Source organism: Streptomyces sp. Edi4 (genome assembly GCF_040253615.1).
In the GTDB taxonomy this organism is placed as follows: Bacteria; Actinomycetota; Actinomycetes; order Streptomycetales; family Streptomycetaceae; genus Streptomyces.
Genome location: NZ_JBEJGY010000004.1, coordinates 821,671 through 841,272, shown reverse-complemented (window position 1 = coordinate 841,272; position 19,602 = coordinate 821,671). Strand labels below are relative to the sequence as shown.

At 73.9% G+C, this 19,602-nt stretch carries 18 protein-coding genes and 1 pseudogene; 11 read left to right on the top strand and 8 right to left on the bottom strand.

Going from position 1 to position 19,602, the window contains the following annotated elements:
• The first annotated feature begins 30 nt into the window (after positions 1-30).
• Together ABR738_RS05770 and ABR738_RS05765 are read left to right on the top strand one after the other, a co-directional pair.
• Positions 31-1,827 (top strand): amino acid adenylation domain-containing protein, encoded by a 1,797-nt coding sequence (locus ABR738_RS05770; RefSeq protein ID WP_350228882.1) that lies wholly within the window; start codon positions 31-33, stop codon positions 1,825-1,827.
• A complete protein-coding gene (locus ABR738_RS05765; RefSeq protein WP_350228881.1) occupies positions 1,817-4,723 on the top strand; it encodes a condensation domain-containing protein in 2,907 nt (968 codons plus the stop codon). The genes ABR738_RS05770 and ABR738_RS05765 overlap by 11 nt, the downstream gene beginning before the upstream one ends.
• On the opposite strand, the gene ABR738_RS05760 is transcribed toward ABR738_RS05765, so the two are convergent.
• Positions 4,700-6,256: a lipase maturation factor family protein gene (locus tag ABR738_RS05760; protein ID WP_350228880.1), complete on the bottom strand. Its 1,557-nt coding sequence runs from the start codon at positions 6,254-6,256 to the stop codon at positions 4,700-4,702. The genes ABR738_RS05765 and ABR738_RS05760 overlap by 24 nt on opposite strands.
• A gap of 154 nt (positions 6,257-6,410) precedes the next feature.
• Entirely contained in the window at positions 6,411-7,385 is a 975-nt protein-coding gene (locus tag ABR738_RS05755; RefSeq protein WP_350228879.1) for a trypsin-like serine peptidase, read from the bottom strand.
• A 225-nt stretch (positions 7,386-7,610) separates the two neighbouring features.
• On the opposite strand from ABR738_RS05755, the gene bla reads away from it, so the two are divergent.
• The 5 genes and pseudogenes from bla (at position 7,611) to ABR738_RS05730 (ending at position 10,767) form a co-directional block, all read left to right on the top strand.
• Positions 7,611-8,597 (top strand): class A beta-lactamase, encoded by a 987-nt coding sequence (gene bla / locus ABR738_RS05750; protein WP_350228878.1) that lies wholly within the window; start codon positions 7,611-7,613, stop codon positions 8,595-8,597.
• A gap of 161 nt (positions 8,598-8,758) precedes the next feature.
• Positions 8,759-9,088 carry a cupin domain-containing protein gene (locus ABR738_RS05745; protein WP_350228877.1) on the top strand — a complete coding sequence of 110 codons (330 nt, stop codon included), beginning with the start codon at positions 8,759-8,761 and terminating at the stop codon, positions 9,086-9,088.
• Between the two features lie 357 nt (positions 9,089-9,445).
• Positions 9,446-9,898 (top strand): hypothetical protein, encoded by a 453-nt coding sequence (locus ABR738_RS05740; protein ID WP_350228876.1) that lies wholly within the window; start codon positions 9,446-9,448, stop codon positions 9,896-9,898.
• 67 nt (positions 9,899-9,965) lie between these two features.
• Positions 9,966-10,499, top strand: a pseudogene (locus tag ABR738_RS05735) (metallophosphoesterase); the annotation flags it as partial.
• Positions 10,500-10,569: 70 nt separating this feature from the next.
• Entirely contained in the window at positions 10,570-10,767 is a 198-nt protein-coding gene (locus tag ABR738_RS05730) for a hypothetical protein (RefSeq protein WP_350228875.1), read from the top strand.
• Between the two features lie 2 nt (positions 10,768-10,769).
• On the opposite strand, the gene ABR738_RS05725 is transcribed toward ABR738_RS05730, so the two are convergent.
• On the bottom strand, positions 10,770-11,828 hold the full coding sequence (locus ABR738_RS05725) for a hypothetical protein (RefSeq protein ID WP_350228874.1): 1,059 nt from the start codon (positions 11,826-11,828) through the stop codon (positions 10,770-10,772).
• Positions 11,829-12,003: 175 nt separating this feature from the next.
• Here ABR738_RS05725 and ABR738_RS05720 point away from each other — a divergent pair, with 175 nt between their 5' ends.
• Positions 12,004-12,342, top strand: a complete 339-nt coding sequence (locus ABR738_RS05720; RefSeq protein WP_350228873.1) for a thioredoxin family protein — start codon at positions 12,004-12,006, stop codon at positions 12,340-12,342.
• Positions 12,343-12,349: 7 nt separating this feature from the next.
• Here ABR738_RS05720 and ABR738_RS05715 read toward each other — a convergent pair whose 3' ends face one another.
• On the bottom strand, positions 12,350-13,402 hold the full coding sequence (locus ABR738_RS05715; RefSeq protein ID WP_350228872.1) for a PP2C family protein-serine/threonine phosphatase: 1,053 nt from the start codon (positions 13,400-13,402) through the stop codon (positions 12,350-12,352).
• A 327-nt stretch (positions 13,403-13,729) separates the two neighbouring features.
• Here ABR738_RS05715 and ABR738_RS05710 point away from each other — a divergent pair, with 327 nt between their 5' ends.
• A complete protein-coding gene (locus ABR738_RS05710; RefSeq protein WP_350228871.1) occupies positions 13,730-14,560 on the top strand; it encodes a maleylpyruvate isomerase family mycothiol-dependent enzyme in 831 nt (276 codons plus the stop codon).
• 39 nt (positions 14,561-14,599) lie between these two features.
• Here the strand turns inward: ABR738_RS05710 and ABR738_RS05705 are convergent, their stop codons facing one another.
• The 4 genes from ABR738_RS05705 to ABR738_RS05690 form a co-directional block, all read right to left on the bottom strand.
• Positions 14,600-15,820 (bottom strand): MFS transporter, encoded by a 1,221-nt coding sequence (locus ABR738_RS05705; protein WP_350228870.1) that lies wholly within the window; start codon positions 15,818-15,820, stop codon positions 14,600-14,602.
• Between the two features lie 183 nt (positions 15,821-16,003).
• Positions 16,004-16,174, bottom strand: a complete 171-nt coding sequence (locus ABR738_RS05700) for a hypothetical protein (RefSeq protein ID WP_350228869.1) — start codon at positions 16,172-16,174, stop codon at positions 16,004-16,006.
• 134 nt (positions 16,175-16,308) lie between these two features.
• Positions 16,309-16,713, bottom strand: coding sequence for a hypothetical protein (locus ABR738_RS05695; protein WP_350228868.1), 405 nt, complete (start codon positions 16,711-16,713; stop codon positions 16,309-16,311).
• A 348-nt stretch (positions 16,714-17,061) separates the two neighbouring features.
• The gene (locus tag ABR738_RS05690; RefSeq protein WP_350228867.1) at positions 17,062-17,979 is read right to left on the bottom strand and encodes a MurR/RpiR family transcriptional regulator; all 918 of its coding nucleotides are present in this window, start codon (positions 17,977-17,979) and stop codon (positions 17,062-17,064) included.
• 324 nt (positions 17,980-18,303) lie between these two features.
• Here ABR738_RS05690 and ABR738_RS05685 point away from each other — a divergent pair, with 324 nt between their 5' ends.
• Positions 18,304-18,732 (top strand): hypothetical protein, encoded by a 429-nt coding sequence (locus ABR738_RS05685; RefSeq protein ID WP_350228866.1) that lies wholly within the window; start codon positions 18,304-18,306, stop codon positions 18,730-18,732.
• A 97-nt stretch (positions 18,733-18,829) separates the two neighbouring features.
• Complete coding sequence (locus tag ABR738_RS05680) at positions 18,830-19,546, top strand: DUF305 domain-containing protein (RefSeq protein ID WP_350228865.1); 717 nt, start codon at positions 18,830-18,832, stop codon at positions 19,544-19,546.
• Positions 19,547-19,602: the final 56 nt, after the last annotated feature.

The window sequence follows — 19,602 nt, the reverse complement described above, 5'->3', positions numbered from 1 at the left end:
CCCCTCCCCGACGACCGGAAGGAAACGGCCGTGACCGTGGCCCGGACCGGCCTGCCCGCCCTGGTGGCGCGGCACGCCGAACACACCCCCGACGCCCTCGCCGTGGCGGACGGCGACACCACCTTGACCTACGCGCAGCTGGTCTCGCGCGCCCGCGCCCTCGCCTCCCACCTCCACGACCAGGGCGTACGCCCCGGCGACTCCGTGGCGCTCCTGATGCCCCGCTCGGCCCGGACCGTCGTCGCCCAGCTCGCCCTGTGGTGGGCGGGCGCCGCCTGCGTGCCCCTGGACCCGGGCCACCCAAGGCCCCGTACCGAGGCCATGCTGGAGGACTCCGGCGCCACCTTGACCGTCGGCGACAGCAAGCTGCTCGAAGCGGCCGCGACACCGGGCGCGGTCCTCGCCCTGCCCGACGACGAGCAGCCGGCCGAAAGGGCCGGGGTGAGCGGCGAGGGCCCCGATCCGGACGACACCGCGTTCGTCATGTTCACCTCGGGCTCCACGGGCCGCCCCAAGGGCGTCGCCGTGCGCCACGGCGCCATCGCCGAACTCGTCACCGATCCGGACTACGTCACCGTCACCGCGCGCGACCGGGTGCTGCTGCACTCGCCCGCCACCTTCGACGGCTCGACGTTCGAGGTGTGGGCGGCGCTCGCCAACGGCGCCGCCGTCGTCGTGTGCACCACCGAACGCCCCTCGTTCGAGGACCTGGCCAAGGTGGTGGAGCGCCAGGGCGTCACCGTGGCGTTCTTCACCACCGCGCTCTTCCACCAGCTCGCCGCGCGCCGCTCCCGCGTCTTCGCGCTGCTGCGCACCGTGGTCGTGGGCGGCGAGGCGATGGCCGCGCAGCACGCCCGGGCCGTCCTGCGCGCCTTCCCCTGGGTCGAACTCGTCAACGGCTACGGCCCGACCGAGACGACCACCTTCGCCACCGCCCACCGCGTCAGCGACCGCGACTGCGACGGGCCCGTGCCCATCGGCCGCCCCGTCGCCGGCGCCACCGCCCACATCCTCGACGAAGCGGGCCTGCCCGTCGCCGACGGCGCGCGCGGCGAACTGTGGGTCGGCGGCAGCCGTCTGGCCCACGGATACACCCGGCAGCCCGGCCTGACCGCCGAGCGCTTCGTCGACCACCCGGTGCTCGGCCGCCTCTACCGCACCGGCGACCTCGTCTCGGCCCGCCCCGACGGCGCCCTTGACTTCCACGGCCGTACGGACGACCAGGTCAAGGTGCGCGGTTTCCGGATCGAGCCCGGCGAGATCGAGCACGCCCTGCGCGAGCAGCCGGAGGTCGACGACGCGGCCGTCACCGTGCGCCGCCCCACCCCCGACGACGCCCGTCTCGCCGCGTTCGTGGTCGCGGCACCCGGCCCCGTGCCCCGCGCCGAGGCCCTGCTCACCCGGCTCGGCGCCGCCCTGCCCGCCCACCTGGTCCCCGACGAGCTGACCTTCGTCGAGCACCTGCCGCTCACCAGCTCCGGCAAGGTGGACCGCCGCGCGCTCGGTGAGCTCGGCACGGCGGTCGAGGTGAGCGGCGCCGCCGAACCGCTGACCCCGCTCCAGGGGGCCGTCGCGGAGGTGTGGGGCCGTTCGCTCGGCTGCGAAGTGACCCGCCCCGACGCCGACTTCCTCGACCTCGGCGGCCACTCCCTGCTCGCCCTCGTCGTCGCCGAGGACCTGCGCGAAGAGCTCGGCGTCGAACTGTCCCTCGCCGACTTCTTCACCGCCCCCACCGTGGCGGGCCACGCCGACCTGGTCGAGCGCGCCCTGCTCGCCGCCCACACCGATCTGCGCCCCGACGCGCCCGAGGACACCGATGGCCACTGACACCTCCGCCGCCCTCCAGCAAGAGCTGCTGCGCAGGGCCCGCGCCCGCGCCGCCGGCCGTCCCGAGACCCCGGTGCCCGCGGTCACCCCCGACCCGGGCCCGGCCCCGCTCACCCACGCCCAGCGCCGCATGTGGCTGATGGAACGGCTCGGGCAGAACAGCGCCCAGTACAGCGTGCCGTTCGCCACCCGGCTGCGCGGCCCGCTCGACCTGGACGCGTTGAGCACCGCCCTGACCGAACTCGTACGCCGGCACGGCATCCTGCGCACCCGCTACGGACGCGACGCAGATGAGCCCTACCAGGAAACGCTCCCCGCGCCCGCCCGTATCGCGGTGAAAGTCCTCGACGCGCCCGGCGACGGCGACGACCTCCTGGCCGAGGAGGCCCGCCGCCCGTTCGACCTGGCCGAGAACACCCTGCCGCGCGCCCTGGTCCTGCGGCACGGACCCGAGGACCACACGGTTCTCCTGACGTTCCATCACATAGCCATCGACGGCGGCTCGTTGGACACGGTCGCGGGGGAGATCGCCGCTCTCTACGCCGCCGCGCTCGACGGCCGCCCCGGCGAGCTGCCCGAGCCGCCGCAGTACGCGGACTTCGCGCGCCGCGAGCACGCAGGGGCCGCCCGGCTGGAGGACGGCCTCGCCCACTGGACCCGCGCGCTCGCCGGCGCCACCGCGCCCCGGCTGCCCCGGCCGAGCGCCCCACCCCCGGACGTGGCCGAGCACCCGGCGGCGACCCGTACCACCGCCCTGGGCGCGCAGGTCCTTCCGGCCCTGCGCGCCCTGGGACGCGAGCGCCGCGCCACCGTCTTCACGGTGTCTCTGGCCGCCGCGTTCGCCGCGCTGCACCGCCTCACCGGCGAGACGGACCTCGTCGTCGGCTGCGCCGCCACCCACCGCGAGGGCCAGGCCATGCGCGGCCTGGTGGGGCTGTGCGTCAACACGCTCCCGGTCCGCGTCGACCTGTCCGGCGACCCCGCCTTCGCCGGACTTGTCGAGCGCGTACGTGACGCGCTCCTGGCAGCCCAGCAGCACCGTGACGTGCCCTTCGACCTGATCCTCGAACGGCTCGGCGCCCAGGCCCGGGGCGACGACGGCACCGCCCTGGTGCGCGTCACCACCGACATCGGCGGCGAGCCGACAGCCCTTCGCCTTCCGGGACTTGACGCCAGTCCTGTCGAAGTCGGCCTGGGCGAGGCCAAGTTCGATCTCACGCTCGGCATCCTGGACACGGAACAACCCCAGAGCCTGGTCCAGTACGCGCGGGCCGCCCTCGACGAGGGGGCCGGGGACGCCCTCGCCGCCTCCTTCGCCGAACTGCTCACGGCCGTCGCCGGTGACCCCGCGCTCAGGCTCTCCCAGCTGCCCGGCCGCCGCGCCGAGCCGGCCCCCGAGCCCGGCCACCCGGCAAAGGCCCGCCTCCTGGCCCACCCCGAGGTCGCCGAGGCGTACGTACCGGACCCGCACGGCGGCCCCCTCGTCGCCTACGCCGTCCTCAGCCGCACCGGCGGCCCCTCGCCCGTACAGCTCCGCGCGCATCTGCGCCGGGTCCTGGCGCGCGAACTCGTCCCGGCCGCCGTCACGTTGCTGGACGAGATGCCCCGTACGCCCGACGGCGCCGTGGACAGCGCGCGGCTGCCGGCCCTGCCGCGCCCCGAGGCACCGGAAGGCCGCCACATCCAAGCGGTCACGGACGCCTTCGCGCAGCTCCTGGACCGCAGGCCGGAGCCGGACGACGACTTCTTCGCGCTCGGCGGTCACTCCCTGGCCGCCGTCCAGCTCGCCGAGCGTCTGCGCTCCGCGCTCACGCTGCCGCTGATCGGCCTGGACATCATGCAGACCCGTACACCCCGCGCCATCGCGGCGCTGCTGGACGCGCGCGCGGCGGAGCGGACGGCCGCCGTCGCGGCGTCGGCGTCGAAGGCGGCGTCGGCGTCGGCCGGGCGACCACGTCGGACGCGGGTCGGCACGGTCCTGGTGACCGGCGGCACGGGCGGCGTCGGCGCTTTCGTCCTGCGCGAACTTGCGGCCCAGGGGCGGCCCGTCCTCGCCCTGGCCCGGCCCGAGTCCGCGCACCTCGTCGGCGGCGACGGCGTCGAGGTGATCGAGGGCGACCTCAGTGACCTGGACAGCCTGCGCCGTGCCGTCGAGGGCGCCGACGCCGTGATCCACGCGGCGTGCACGTTCACCCGTCCCGAGGTGGACGTGGCGGCGATGCGGGCCATGGTGGACGCCTGGCGCGGCGGCCCGTTCGTGTTCGTCAGCAGCGTGGACGCCTACGGCCGCCCCGAGGCGGCGCGGGTCGCCGAGGAGTCACCCTCGCGGGCACCGCTCAGCGCGTACGGGCAGGCCAAGGTCGACTGCGAAGCACTCCTGCTCCACGCGGCCGGCACCGAGGGCCGTGGCGGCGCGAGCGCCGTGCGCTCACCCATCGTGTGGGGGGCCCACGACCGGCTGCGCGACCAACTGCGCTGGGGGGCCACGGGGTTGCTGTACCAGGCCGCCCTTGCCGGGAGCCCCATCAGCCTGCCCGGCCCCGGCGCCGGCGGTCACGACTGGTACGGGGCGCCGTGGGTGCACGCAGCCGCGCTCGCCCGCGCCGTGACCTCCTGCCTCGACGCTCCCGTCCACGGCGTGGCCAACGCCGTGAGCGGCCACGTGGCCTGGTCCGACCTGACCGCCGAGCTGATGGCACTGCTCGGCAGCGACAGCACGGTGACCTTCGACGACACGGTGCACCAGGACCTCGACCACCGCTGGCACTACCGCGCGGACCGGCTCGCCACGGCGCTGCGGCCCGAGCCGGGCGAGGACCTGCACACGGTACTCGCCTCGATGATCGAGGCGTCCGGACAGGGGAAGAACGGGTCACTCACCGGGTCCGGTGAGTGACACACCCTCGGGCAGGTCTCGCAGCCGCACCACCGGAGTCAGTTCGCGCAGGTGGGTTCGGTGCCAGCAGGCACGGGTCTCGCGCCGCTCGGGCCAGGTCGTGAACCGGTACTGGTAGAGCCGGGCCCGGACGTAGACGGGGGGCCGGTCGGGGAAGGGATTGCGGCGCAGGAGGCGCAGGGTGTCCCGGTCGTTGAGGAGCAGCCGCAGGAGGAAACCGTCGAACCAGGCGGCCCCGTAGGAGGGGGAGAGGGCGACGAACCAGAGCAGCCAGTCCAGCCGCAGGTGGAAGGGGGCGAACTGACGCGGCCAGTGCCGCGGGTCGCCCGGCTTGCCCCGGAACTCGTACTCCCGCCACTGGGTGTCGGGGGAGACCTCCTGGCCGGCCGGCCGCAGCACCGGGCGGCCCCGCCCCTCGCGCCGCTTGTACCACTGCGCCTCGTGGGGGCCGGGCGGTGGATGAGGGGGCTCCGGCGCGCCGGGAGGCCCCCGGTGCGCCGCGCCCTCGATGACCACCTCGTGCCGGATCCGCGTGACGCTGCCGAACGCGCCGTAGGAATTCACCAGGTGCAGCGGCTCGTACGTGGTGTTCATGCGCTGCCCGCGTGAGACGAGGTTGCGGGCCGGGCGGTAGCTCAGCGCGAGGACGAGGGCGGCGGCCAGGAGTACCACGCTCTCGTACCAGAGCGGAGGGGCCGCCAACGCGGGGGAGCTCGCGACGCGGGGGCCGTCCACGGCGGAGGCGGCCAGGACGATGGTCAGCCAGTTCAGCCAGGCGAAGTTGCCGGAGAGCACCAGCCACAGCTGGGTGCACACGATGAGGAGCGCCGCGATGCCCGCCACCGGCTGCGGGGTGAACAGGGCCAGGGGGACCACGAGTTGGACGAAGTGGTTGGCCGCCACCTCCACGCGGTGGACGGGCTTGGGCAGATGGTGGAAGAACCAGCTCAGCGGGCCGGGCATCGGCTGCGTCTCGTGGTGGTAGTACAGGCAGGTCAGATCGCGCCAGCAGGGGTCGCCGCGCATCTTGATCAGGCCGGCCCCGAACTCGACGCGGAACAGCACCCAGCGCAGGAGCCACATCACGATCACCGGCGGCGCGACGTCGTCGTTGCCGAGGAAGACGGCGAGGAACCCCGCCTCCAGGAGAAGCGACTCCCAGCCGAAGCCGTACCAGGTCTGGCCCACGTTCACGATGGACAGGTACAGCAGCCACAGCACCGCCCAGCACACCATGGCCGCCCAGAGCGGCAACGCGTCGGCCGCGCCCGCCGCCACGGCCGCCGCCAGCAGCGCCCCCGCCCAGGCGCAGGAGGCGAACCAGCGGTCGGAGTAACGCAGCTGGAAGATGCTGGGGGCCCGGCGGAAGGGCACGCGCTCGATGAAGGCGGGCACGGGCAGCATCCCGCGCTCCCCGATGAGGGCCCGGAACTGCCGGGCCGCCACCAGGAACGCCACCACGTAGACGACGGCGAGGGAACGCTGGAACACGAGCCTGCCGAGCCAGTAGGCCGACGAGGAGAACCACTGCACGGCCGGGTCGCCTCCTGGTGACGGGGGCAGGGGAATGCCCGCGCCCCCTTCGTAACCGGCAGCGGCGCGCCAAGTCCAGGCCGACGAGCCCCCCTTCACCCGCTCGCGCGGCAACCCCGATCATCGCAAGAGGGGCGTGTGAACTCCGGGGGCGTCAGGAGGAGCCGGGACCGGCCGGGGGAGCCCCGGCGGCCGCCGCCTCGTACAGGGCCCGCGTCGCGTCGCCGAAGTACGCGCTGTAGGAGACCTGGGGTGTGTTGCCTCCGGTGTGGTAGCCGCCGATCACCCCGACCACCCCCCACTCGCCGTGCCACGGCACCAGCATGGGGCCGCCGCTGGTGCCGCCCACGAAACCGTCGCAGGTGATGCGAGAGAACGTGCCCGGGTCGGCCGGGTCGTCGCTGACCCACTTGGTGGTCCGGCTCAGGCACTCCAGCGGTTTCTGGGCGCCGCCGGGGTAGCCGATCATCCGCACCGGGGTGTGCGCGTACCCCGTTCCGGTGAGCAACTGGACCGCGCCGGTGGCGTCCTCCAGCGGCTCGCCCTCCTCGTTGGGCTCGGTGACCGCGAACCCGAAGTCGTAGGCGGCGCCCGCGTGTTCACCCCGGTCGTAGTACTCCTGCGGGACGTACACGCCGTTGTCCCGCACGGGGAAGACGCCGAACGGCTTGAGCCCGTCGTGGTACTGCGGCACGAAGGCGAGGTGACGGCGCGGCGAGGCGCCGGCGTACCCCTTGAGGCAGTGCCCCGCGCTGAGGACCAGGTCGTGGCCGGGGCTGCGGACCACGGAACCGCTGCACGTACGCCCCGTACCGGAATCGTCGGTCCAGAAGAACGTGCCGGCCTGCGGGATGCCGTCGAAGCTGCTGCTCGGCGGAATGAACTCCCCGGGCCGTGGACCGTCCACGGTGGTCGCGTCGCCCCGCGCCGCCAGCCCGCTGCCCCCGCGCTCGTCGTCGGGCACCGCCGCCGTCAGGCGCGCGGCGGTCCAATAGGCGCTCAGCCGCTCCGCGTCCGGGTTCGGGTCCGCCGGGGACGCCGCGAACGCCGCAGACCCGAGCCCCGCCGACACCAGCAGGGTGGCCGCCGCCAGGGCGGCGTGCCGGATGATCCTGGTCCTGCGCACCATGAATTCCCCTCTGCCCGGACATGGGTGACGACTCACCATACGGCGGCCCGGGCCGGAGACAGTAGTGCGCGGGGCCGCCCGGGCGCGCCGTGGCGGCGAGGCGAGGACGAGCCTTTGCGACGCGCCCCCACACCCGCGAAACCAGCGGCGATAGGCGGATCGCTATGGCCGCGTTGCCCGGACGGCTCTTGGACGGCGACGGGGCCCGGCTGCTGTGCTTGAGCCATGCGAGACCACACGAAACGCCCCACCCTCCCGCGCCGCTCCCGCACGAAGGGGCCCGCGGCACTGCTCGCCCTCCTGGCGCTCACCACCACCGGCGTCTCCACCGCGCAGGCGGCCGACGCCCCCGCCACGGCTCCCGCCCACACCTTCGCGGCCGCGGTCACGCCTGCCGCGCAAGGCGGCCAAGTGGCGGCCGCCATCGGGCAGTTGGAGGCGGACCATCACGTACGCATCGGCGCCTTCGCCCTCGACACCGCCACCGGCCGGACCCTCTCCTACCGGGGCGATGAGCGGTTCCCCTCCCTGTCCACGTTCAAGGCCATGGTGTGCGCCGCCGTCCTGGACCGGGCGCGGCGCGTGGAGCCGGGGCTCATGGACAAGGTCGTCCACTGGACCAAGGCCGACGAGGTCGACAACTCCCCGCTCACCGAGGGCAGGGGCGAGCGGGGGATGACCGTCGCCGACCTCTGCCACGCGGCCATCACCCGGAGCGACAACACGGCCGGAAACCTGTTGCTCCGTCAGGTCGACGGACCCGACGGCCTCACCCGCTACTACCGGTCGCTGCGCGATCCGTTCTCCCGCCTCGACCGCTGGGAGCCGGAGTTGAACCGCTGGGAGCCCGGGGAGCGGCGCGACACCACGACCCCCTCGGCCATGGGCCGCGACCTCGCCAGGGTCTCCCTCAGCCGGGCCCTGGTCCCCGAGGACCGCGCCCGGCTCACGTCGTGGCTGCGTGCCACCACCACGGGCGACGCCCGCATCAGGGCCGGGCTGCCCAAGGACTGGACGGTCGGCGACAAGACCGGCACCAGTGACTCCTACGGGTCCGCCAACGACATCGCCATCGCCTGGCCCCCGTCCGGGCGCCCCGTGATCATCGCGATCTACACCAACCACACCGCCCCCGTCGCCGCCACGGACGAAGCGGTGATCAAGAGCGCGACGGCGGCGCTGGTACGAGGGCTCGGCGTGCCGTCCGTCTGACGACCCGTCCGGACCGGGGGGCCCGCGCCCGTTTCGGCGCGTCCTGGCGTGCCGCCGCCGCGCGGTTCTGCCAGGGTCGGCCTGTACGTGACGGCGTACGCCCCGGGGCCGGCGCCCCCGGGACCGGCGGCGCCCCTCACCCAAGGAAGTGGGACCAAGGCATGGAGAAGTTCTCCCTGGAAGCGATCGCCCGCGCTCAGCTGACGGCCGCCCGGGACTCGGGCGCGGGGCGCAGCGCGTCCACCGTCATCGGCGGCCACGAACGCGTACTGCGTCAGACGGTCATGGCCCTGACCGAGGGGAACTCGCTCAGTGAGCACGTGATCGGGGGCGAGGCGACACTCCTGGTGTGCTGGGGCCGTATCCGGCTGGTCACGGACGGGGACAGCTGGGAGGGCCGCGACGGTGATCTGCTGGCCGTGCCGGGCGCGCCCCACACGGTGGAGGCGCTGGAGGACTCGGCGTTCCTGCTGACCGTCGCGATGGTCTGAACGCGCGCAACCTCGCGGGTCGCGGGGCCGAGGTGACACATGCGGGGCGGCGGCAGGGGGCCGTCGGGCCGGTCCCTGCCCTGAGGACCCCGCGCGCGGCCCCTACGGGACGGCCCGCAGGAGCCCCTGAAGGAAGGCCCGCCAGGGCTCGTCCGCCCGGGCGATGAACGCGGGGCGCGCGGATCGCATCCTGGGAAAAGGCCGCGCACGGCGGCCGCCGACAACGCCCCCGGCCGGTGGGCGGCCCCGTGGCCGGTGCCACGTGCGGCCCCCGGCCGGCCGGAGCCCCGCGTCCGCCCGCACGCGCCGCTTCGCGTGGCCGGCCCGGTGCCGGGCAGCACAGGAAGGGACCCCGCCATGACCGCCGCCCCAAGCTCGCACCCCGAAGCCGCCCGCGTCCGCTCGGAGCACCTGGACCATCCCCGCACCCGGGCGGCCTTCCGGGGCGCGCGGCTGCTCGTCGGGGGCTACCTCGCGCTCAGCGTCCTCACCCTGGGGGCCGTCGTCCTGCTGCGCGACGACTCGGCGGCGGTGAACTCCGCCGTGTGGGTGCGCGCCTCCATCGTCGTCCTCAGCGCCGTGGTGACTCATCTGTGCGTCACCCGGGCGGCGGCCGGCTCGCGCTCGGCGTACCGCAGGCTGAGGATCCTCTCCGGCGTCATGGTTGTGGCCATCGCGGCGATCATCGCCCTGCCCGGTGCGTTCCCCCTGTGGCTGAAGACCGAACAGGCGGTCTGCGGAGTGCTCCTGCTCGCCGTGGTCGCCCTGGTCAACGGCAAGCACCTGCGGTCGTTGTTCGCCGGCGAGTGAACGGGAGGCGCCTACGCCCTCAGCGTGACCGGGTGTGGCGCGGGGCGCGGCGGCGCAGCGTACGGGCATGACTTCGGCCATCGCTCATCTCAGTGACCCGCACATCACAACAGGCCCGCTGGCCGGACCGCCCGCCGAGGCGCTGAGCCGCGCGCTCGGCCGTGTCCTCGCACTCGATCCGCCCCCGGACGCCGTGGTCGTCACCGGCGACCTCGCCGACCGGGGCAGGGCCGAAGAGTACGCGGCGCTGCGCGCCCTACTCACCGGGTTCCCCCTGCCCCTGCATCTGGTCGCGGGCAACCACGACGATCCGCGGGCGCTGCGCGAGGTCTTCGAGGGCACTGCCTTCCTCGGCTTCCCCGGCTCCCCCGGCGCCCCACACGAGACGCGCTACGTGGTGGAGCACCCGGGCCTCACCGTCGTCGTCGCCGACTCGACGGTGCCCGGCTCACCCGGTGGCCGGCTGGGCGAGGCCCAACTCTCCTGGCTGGACACGGTACTTGAGCGCCGCCCGGACGTCCCCGCGCTCGTCTGTCTGCACCATCCGCCCCTGCCCGTCGGGATCCCCTTCCTCGACGGGATGCGGCTGGCCGACGGCGAGGAGCTGGCCGCCGTGGTGGCACGTCATCCACGGGTCGTACGGGTGCTGGCGGGCCATGTGCGCTGCGCCGGTGACCACCGCCTTCGCCGGCACCGTCCTGGCCGTCGCGCCCAGCACCCACCTGCACAGCGGTCTCGCGCCGCGCGGCGGGGTGCCCCATTATCTGGCGGAACCGACGTCCTTCCTGCTGCACCTGCGTACGGACGCCGGGTGGGTGACCCACACCGTGCCCGTCAGCCACGCGGCGGCGCCCGTGGCCGTGTGGTGAGGTCAGGAGGCGAAACCCACGTGCACGTGGTCGTGGTGGGTGTCGTCGCTGAAGAACTGGTTCGCCGTGGCGCCGCCGGTGAGCTGGACGGGGCCGCCCACGTTGTACGACCCGGCCGCCGCCGCGGCCCGCATGAAGCCGGTGATCAGGGCGCGCGAGGTGGCGGGATCGACGACGGGGCGGCCGTTGACGCGCCAGACGTCGAAGGCGCGGCCACGCGGATGGTCGCTCGGGCGGTCGGTGCCGAACACGTCGAGGGGGTGCCCCGAGCGTACGACGCTGACCGACAGCCGGTAGGAGCCCGCGAGGTGGAGCATCGCCCGCAGCACACTGTCGTGCACGGCGCCGCTTCGGATGTCGGCGGCGGATGCGGGCGGCAGCTCGATCCGGGACTGGGCCAGGACGTCGCGCGCCGCCGCGCTCAAGGCGACGGCCGGTCCCGGCGCCGCCGGGTGCAGGGCGGTGACGCGCCAGCCGTCGGTGGTGCGGCTGAGGCGCACGTCGACGGTGGTGCCACCCGGCCGGACCGCGCCGCCGGTCAGGGCCGGCTGGTCGCAGACCACCAGTACACTCGCCGTGTCGGGCAGGATCCCGCCGTACTGGGCGTCGATCACCCGGACGACCGCCGCGTCGGCCGGCGGCCGCAACGACCCTGCCTGGGCGGCGAGTTCGGTCGCCGTGGCGTCGGGGATTCCCAGCCGGGCGGCCCGGGCCGCCGCCGCACGTTCCCCGCCCTGCCCCGCGGGCCACGTACCGAGCGCTTCGACGAGCCGGACGGCGGCGACTTTGGCGGCGGGCTCGATCTCCCCTGCGCCGGGCCGCCACGCCACGGCCGGCGGCAGCTCCGTACGAGGGCTCGCGGACGGCGCCCGGGAGCCGGAGGCGGACGAGGGCGAGGTGAACGGGGACGCGGCGGACGGAGCCGACGGGGCGGACGAGGCACGCTTGGCTCCGCCGGAACAGGCGGCGGTACCCGCGCACCAGGCCGCCGTGCCGAGCAGCACCGCCCGGCGCGCGACGGCGCGTGCGGGGGGTCCGCTGAGCGGATGAGGCAGGACCATGACCGGCTCCTTGGACGCGCGACGGACGCAGCGCCGTCAGTATCCGCCCCGCGCCCCCGGCGGCCGCGCACCGACGCGAACGGGTGGGTGCCGCCCGGGCCGGGGCGCCCACCGGTTCCGGTCCGGCGCGGGTCATGATGGGTGCCGCAGCGCGACCGGAAAGATGAGGAGCACCATGGCCCGCAGGGTTCACCAAGCACGGGAGAACGAGGAGTTCTCCTTCATCCTGAATCTGGCCGGCGGCCCGGTGCTCGCGTACTTCTTCGGGACCTGGCCGAAGGCCGTCGATGCGTGCAGGGCGATGGACGCGGTCGTGAGCGGTGTCGCCGACGAGTACGCGGGGCGTCTGACCGTGGTCAAGGCCGACATGGCGCGGTGCCCCGAACCCGTACGGCGTTACGGTGTCACGGGCGCCCCCACCGTGGTCCTGATCGAGGACGGGGAGGCGACGGGCTTCGAGGCAGGAGTGGTGGACCGGTCGGTTCTCAAGGAGTTCCTGGACGCCCGTCTCTGACGCGCCATCAGATGACTGGGGGGAGGCGTTCGACCGCCACCATCGCGGCATCGTCACCCAGGGCGCCGGTGGGCGCGTGTGCCAGAAGGTCGTCGCGCAGGTAACTCAGCAGGGCGCGGGGGCCGGTGCCCCGCCACGCGGCCGCCCGTTCGGTCAGAGGGTAGAAGACACCGCGCTCGTCGCGGGCTTCGAGGACGCCGTCCGTATACAGGAGCAGGATGTCGCCCGGCTCGAACGGGAAGCTCTGCGCGCCGAGCCGGGTCGCCGCGAACTCCACGAGACCCAGCGGAGGCGCCGGCTGGTCCACATCGAGGGGGATCACACGGCCGCCGCGCAACAGCAGCGGCGGCGGGTGGCCGCAGTTGACGAGCGAGAGGGCCCGGCCGGAGTCGGGGATGTCGAGCAGGGCCGCGGTGATGAAGGACTCGCCCGGATCATCGGCGTAGGAGCCGGCGGGCGCGTCACCGTCGGACCCGGGTCCCGGCTCGGCGCCGGGGTGCGGCGTCCGGATGCCTTCAAGGCCGGGCGCGACCGCCCGTTCGAGGTAGGCGGCCAGCGAGGGCAGGTCGGCCTCCTGGTGGGCGGAGGCCCGGAAGGCGCCCAGCACGAGCGCCGCGTCCCCGACCGCTTCGAGCCCCTTGCCGCGTACGTCTCCGATGATGAGCCGGGTGCCACCGGCGGTGCGGGCGGCGGCGTACAGGTCCCCGCCGATCCTGGCCTCGGCGGCCGCCGCCAGATACACGCTCGCGACCCGCAGCGGCCCCAGCCGTTCACGCAGGGGCCGCAGCACCACCTGCTGGGCGGCCTCGGCCACCGAACGCAACTGCACCAGCTCCTTCTCGTGCACCTCACGCAGATGGGCGAAGACGGTCACGCACACCGAGATCAGGACCAGCGTGATGATCTGGAAGGTGTGGTTGAGGTCGGTGACGCTGCCGCGCACCATCGAGACGATCACCTGCGCGAGGACGGCGACGGCCCCGATCAGGGCCGTGGCCCGGGGGCCCGCGAAGGACGCCGTGACGGCGGGGGCCGCGGCGAGGAACGGGCCGAGGTGCACATCGGGCGGGGCCAGCAGGTCGCCCCGCCCACCGTGACCAGCGCGATCATCGCGAACGGCACCGCCATCACCGCGTGCCGGGGCGCCAGGGAACGGAGCTGTGCCACACGCGGTGCCTTGGGATCCATCCCACCTGCATACACCGCGCGGCCCGTCCCGTCGGCCCGGCGTGGCCGAGCGGGCGCGCCCCACCGCCCCCGCGAGCCACCCGCGTGCACCGCGTGGCATCCCCCGGCGCAGACTGATCCCGGGCGCCCGGCACAGGGCGGGCGCCCGCGCGCGAAGGAAACCTGTGCGGCCGACGCACACGGACAAGAGGACAGGGGCATGGACATGGGCAGCGAGATGAGCGAGGACAGGCGCACGGCGGGGCACCCGCGAGGGGCGGCCGACGCGGCGGTCCACCGCGCCGCGGTGATGACGGAGACCGACCGCTTGGTGCGCGCCGTGGCGGGCGCGGACCTGGCGACGCCGGTGCCGAGCTGTCCCGGCTGGACCCTCGTCGATCTGATCCGGCACACCGGAAGCGTCCAGCGCATGTTCTCAGGGCTGCTCGCCGGACTCGTCCAGGAACGGCCCCGCAGCCGTGACACGGAACTCGACCTGCCGACCAGCGACGACGGCTACCCCGCCTGGCTGACCGCGAGCTCGCGGGTGGCGGCCGGTGTCTTCGCCGACACCGATCCGGACGCCTCGATGTGGGTGTGGGGCGCCGATCCTCATGCCCGGTTCTGGATCCGGCGGATGCTGTTCGAGACGCTGGTGCACCGCGTCGACGCGGAACTCGCCCTCGGCGTGCGGTCGGAGATCGACGCGGCCCTCGCGGCGGACGGGGTGGACGAATTCCTCGTCAATCTGCCCTTCGCGGCGTCCTTCGCGCCCAGGACCGCCGAACTGCGCGGCCAGGACACCGCCATCCGGTTCCGCTGCCTCGACCGGGCGGGGGACTGGCTGATCCGGCTGCGCCCCGACGGATTCGGGCTCGAACCCCACCCCGCCGACGGCGAGGGCACGCGCCCGGTGGACGCCACGGTCCAGGCGTCCGCCGCCGATCTGCTGCTGTTCCTGTACGGCCGGCTCGACCTCACGGCGGACGCCGTCGAGACTTCGGGGGACGCCGCACTGCTCAACCACTGGGTCGCCAACTCCGTGTTCTGACAAGGGCGTCGGGGGCGATGGCGGAGCCCGGGTCCTGTCTCAGGACTCGGGCCACGACACCTTGCACGCGCGATGGGACCAGATCGCCGGCACCGCGAGCAGGGCGACCGCGCCGCCCGCCGCCATGACCGTCGAGGGCGAGGAGTGGTCCACCACGACACCGCCGAGCAGCGCCCCGAGGGAGAAGGTGGCCTGGAACGACGCGGTGAACAGGACGGAGGACGCCTCCGGGGCGTCGGGGGCGGCCTTTGCGAACCAGGTCCCCGAGCACACGGGCACGGCCCCGTATCCGGCGCCCCAGACCAGCAGAAGGACCACCGCCCCCACGTCCCACCGCCCCAGCACCGGGAGCAGCAGGGTGGCGCAGGCGATCATCGCGGCTGCCGCCGCGAAGGTGGCACGTGGGTGACGGGGCGCGTACGCCCCGCCGACGAAGTTCCCGGCGATGCCCGCCACTCCGTAGACGAGCAGATGGACGGTGATGAGTCCGGCGCCCACCTGGGTCACCCGCTCGAGGAAGGGGGTCACATAGGTGTAGGTGGCGAAGTGCGCGAGGACGATGAGGAAGGTGGTCAGCAGGGCGAAGCGGGTGTTGACACTCTTCAGCATGGCGCCGAGGACGCGCAGGCGGGTGGCGCGCGGCGCGGGCAGCGGGGGGACCACCAGGAGCAGCAGGACCAGGACGGCCAGCGTGAAGAACCCCATGACGAGGAACGCCGTACGCCAGCCCGCGAGGTCACCGATGAAGGTGCCCGCGGGCACCCCGAGCACCGAGCCGAGCGGGACCGCCGCGAAGATCACCGAGGTGGCTTTCGCCACCGACCGCGGGGGCACGAGACGGCCGGCCAGGCCCGCGCCGATCGACCAGAAGCCACCGATGGTGACGCCGACCATGACCCGGGCGACCAGCATGACCCAGTAACTGGTCGCGGCCGCCGCCAGGAAGTCGGCCAGCGCGAGCAGCAGCACGAACGCGCCGAGCATCAGCCTCCGGTCGACGCGCCCGGTGGCGGCGGTGACCAGTGGCGCGGACGCTGCGGCGAGCAGGCCGGGCAGGGTCATCATCAGGCCGGCCATGCCGTCGGAGATGGTGAAGCTGGACCCGATCTCGGTGAGCAGGCCGACGGGAAGGATCTCGCTGGTGACGATCGAGAAGAGTCCCAGCATCAGCGACAGCACGGCCAGCCAGGAGACGAGCGGTGAGCGGGGCGCGGGGGCGGCGAGATCCGGGGGAGCGGAAGTGGCGGTCGCTGTGGGCATGAGTCCCGTCCTGGGTGGGGGCAACACAAAATGTCGCTCCACTCCAGCAGGGCCGGACAGCCCCTTTCCGGCGGTTTCGCGACACCACCCGCGTGCCTGCGGGGTGATGTCGCGAAACCGCGAACCGGCGCGGGGGTGAGCGCCGACGAGCGGTCGCTTCGGTCAACTCACTTGTCGGTGCGCCTAGTTGTGCCCGAACTTCCGTGGCTGCTTGTGGGAGGCCTCGGACAGCGGGTGCGTGCGCTCGGGCTGGGCGGGGTTCTTCGCCTGCTCGGTGGCGTCGGTGGTGGTGGCACCGCGGTCGTGGCCGCCGGTGCGCGCTCCCCGGTTCTGGCGGGTCTGCTTCTTGCTCATGCTGGTCGCCCCCTGGTGGGCAGGTGGGTAGAGCCACCTCCACGCTCGCACGCGCGCAGAGGAATCGCATGTCGTGACCGGGGCCACCGGCCGCGCCCGCACCGGCCGGGACGTCACCCGCACCAGCCGGGGCGTCACCTGCGCTGTGCGGGCGATCTGCGCGCGGGGGCGCCGTCGTCCATCAGCGCCTCCATGATGAGCCGCACACCCCGGGCGAGACGGCCGAGCTGTTCGAGCTCCATCGCGTACATCCTGATGGTGTTCTCGATGACGGCCGGGGCCACGCCGAGCGTGGGCAGTTCGGCGCGGCTCGTTTGCAGGGCCACGCGCACGGCGCGGATCTCGTGCTGCACCTGGATCTGGGCGTGCCGGGCCAGCAGGACGTGGTGACGTACGAGGGGGGAGTAGCCGGCGTAGCGGGCCGGCAGCAGGTCGCGCAGCCAGCGCGTGGCGGTGCGTTCCCAGTCACGGCTCCCCGGTGGCTTGACCTGACAGGGCCAGTCCGGGCTGAGCGTGGTGGTGGGGGCCGTAGGAGGCATGCTCGTCGCTTCCGATGGGTGGCGAACTCTGATCGAGAGGTGATGGGCGGCCCCGGCCCAGGGGTTGACCGGGGCCGCCACGGGCGGGCCGACGGATCCGACTGGCCGGAACGGACATCCGGCGCGACGTGAGGAGGGGGGCGTCACGCGGGGTGTTCGTTCACAGAGGGACTGGGGGTCGCTCTTCCTGGCGTGGGGGGATCGATGGCCGCCACGCCTCAGTAAACATATATACCGTTGAGTAAACAAGGGTATGAAAAAATTCATGCGCTGCCGGGGTGTGAAGATCCTGGGGACCGGCGGGGCGAATCGGCCCGTGAGGGAGGAATCGGAAGGCTGAGAGGCCCGCTAGAGGAAGAATCCGTGTTTGTCGGCGGCCTGCTCGTACTCCTCGAGCCGCGCCTGCGTGCGCTCCGGATCGGCGTCCGCCATCGCCTGGAGGATCGCGGCGGCCAGGACGCCCGGCGCCGCGTAGGAGTCGAACACCAACCGGGAGCCGGTGCCCGCGGTCAGGGCCACATCGGCCTCGTCGACCAGCGGACCGAGGGTGGTGTCCGTGACCAGCGCGACGCGCAGACCCGCGCTCCGCGCGGCCCGCAGCGCCGCCAGCGTCTCCTTGGCGTGCCGGGGCATCGCGAACGCCAGGACCCAGGTGCCGCCCGCCGAGCGGGATTGCAGCAGCGCGTCATAGGCGACGCTGCCGCCGCGCGTCACCAGCCGCACATCGGGGTGGATGCGCCGCGCCGCGTACGCGAAGTACTCCGCGAGGGACACCGAGATGCGCAGGCCGAGGACGGTCAGCGGGACCGAGAGCGCCAGCTCGTGGCCGATCTCCAGGACCTGGGAGGTGTTGGCGACCAGGCGGCGCACCTGCTCCAGGTTCTCGATCTCGGCGTCCACCGCCGCCTGGAGCTCGTTGTGCCGGCTCTCGTCGCGGCCCTCGGGTGTGCCCGCGACCGCGCTCAGGGCGATCGGTTGCAGGGCCTCACGCAGCGCGGGGTAACCGCTGTAGCCGAGCGAGGCCGCGAAGCGCGTCACGGAGGGCTGGCTCACGCCGACCCGTTCCGCGAGCTCGGTGATGGAAAGGAAGGCGGCGTCGGTGAGGTGGTCGATGAGGTACTGGGCGATGCGCCGTTGGCCGGGGGAGAGGCGACGGCCGTCGAACAGGGCCCGGACGCGGTCGGCCGGGACGCGCTCGTGGTCCGAGGGCTGCCCGCTCGGCGTGATCGCAGCCGACTGGGCGCGTACCTGCTGCCCCGATGACACCGACGGCCTCCTTCTCGAGCCATGTGTGCTCAAAACATAACCCACCTCTGGTGCGGACCAGGCCACATCTCACCCACTGACCTGGCCACTTCGGGCACGTACGCGGGCTCTTCGGCGACCGGAGCGGCGTCGGCCAGGTCGCTCGGCTCCGGGGGCCACGCCGGGGGCCACGCCGGGAGGCACGCCGGAGTGGGGGCGCCGGACGCACACCCGGTGGGGGTATGGTCGGGCCCCAGAGCGCAGGATCCGTACACAAGAGGATCCGTACTCACGGCGTTCCGTACACAAGAGGATCCGTCCATACGTAAGGGGACCGGGGCAGTCATGGGCCGAGGGCGAGCGAGCGGGACGGGGACAGCCCGGCTGTTCGTCCTGTGTGCCGTCCTGCTCGGGCTCTTCTCCATGCACGGCGCTCCCGCGAGCGCGGCGGGGGGCTGCCACGGCGAGATGGCGATGGCGCCTCCCCCGTCCGCCGCATTCATGAGCATGACGCACGCGACGGTCGCGGCCGAGCGGCTGGTCGCGCGGGCCGCGCCGGTGGTCACCGGGGCGCACGGGGAGACGTGTGTGTCGACCGGCGCCCGGGAGCGGCTGCCGCTGGCCGCCACCGGCCTGCTCGCCCTCCTCGCCCTGGTGGTCCTGGTGGTCGGCAAGCCCGCCGGGCCGTGGTCGTCGGGGCTCGCGACGGCGCGGCGCGGTCCACCGCGCGGCGGCAGAGGTCTGCTTCTCCAGGTGTGCGTCGCACGGACATGACAGGAGCCGACCGCCCGGCCTCCCCGCCGGTCCGGCCGTCCGTCCTGCCCGTCTCCGCGCCCCGGCAAGGGCGCGCCCACCTGGAAAGAACGCTTCGATGACCGTTTCCCACGCCTCGACCGCCCGCCCGTCCGCGTCACGTCCGGCCCGTCCGGCGCCCGGCCGCGCGCTCGCGGCCCTCGGCGCGGCCGCCGTCCTGGCTCTGACGCTGACCGCCTGCGGTTCCTCCGGCGGCTCCGAATCCGGCCACCCGGCCACGCCCGGCACGCACCACGGCCCCGCCACCACGCCGTCCTCCGGCACCGCGGCGGCCGGCGGCCCGTTCAACAGCGCCGATGTGACGTTCGCTCAACAGATGATCCCGCACCACCAGCAGGCCCTGGAGATGGCCCGGCTCGCCGACGGGCGCGCGGCCGACGGCGAGGTCAAGAACCTCGCGGCCGCGATCCGAAAGACCCAGGACTCCGAGGTCGCCACGATGAAGGGCTGGCTGACGTCCTGGGGCAAGCCGCTGCCCTCGCCCTCGCCGATGGGGGACATGGCCGGGATGGACCACGGCTCGGGCGGCGCGTCCGCGATGCCCGGGATGATGTCCGACCGGGACATGGCCGACCTCACCGCCGCCAAGGGCAAGGACTTCGACAAGAGGTTCACCCGGCTGATGATCGGCCACCACCAGGGCGCGGTCACCATGGCCAAGGACGAGCAGAAGAACGGCGACAACCCCGACGCGAAGCGGCTCGCCGGCAACGTCATCGCGGCGCAGAACGCCGAGATCGAGCAGATGAACAAGATCCTGGCCCGCCTGAAGTAAGGCGAACGCGCGCGTGGGCGGCGGCCTCGCCCGGGAGGGGCGCCGCCCACGCGCGA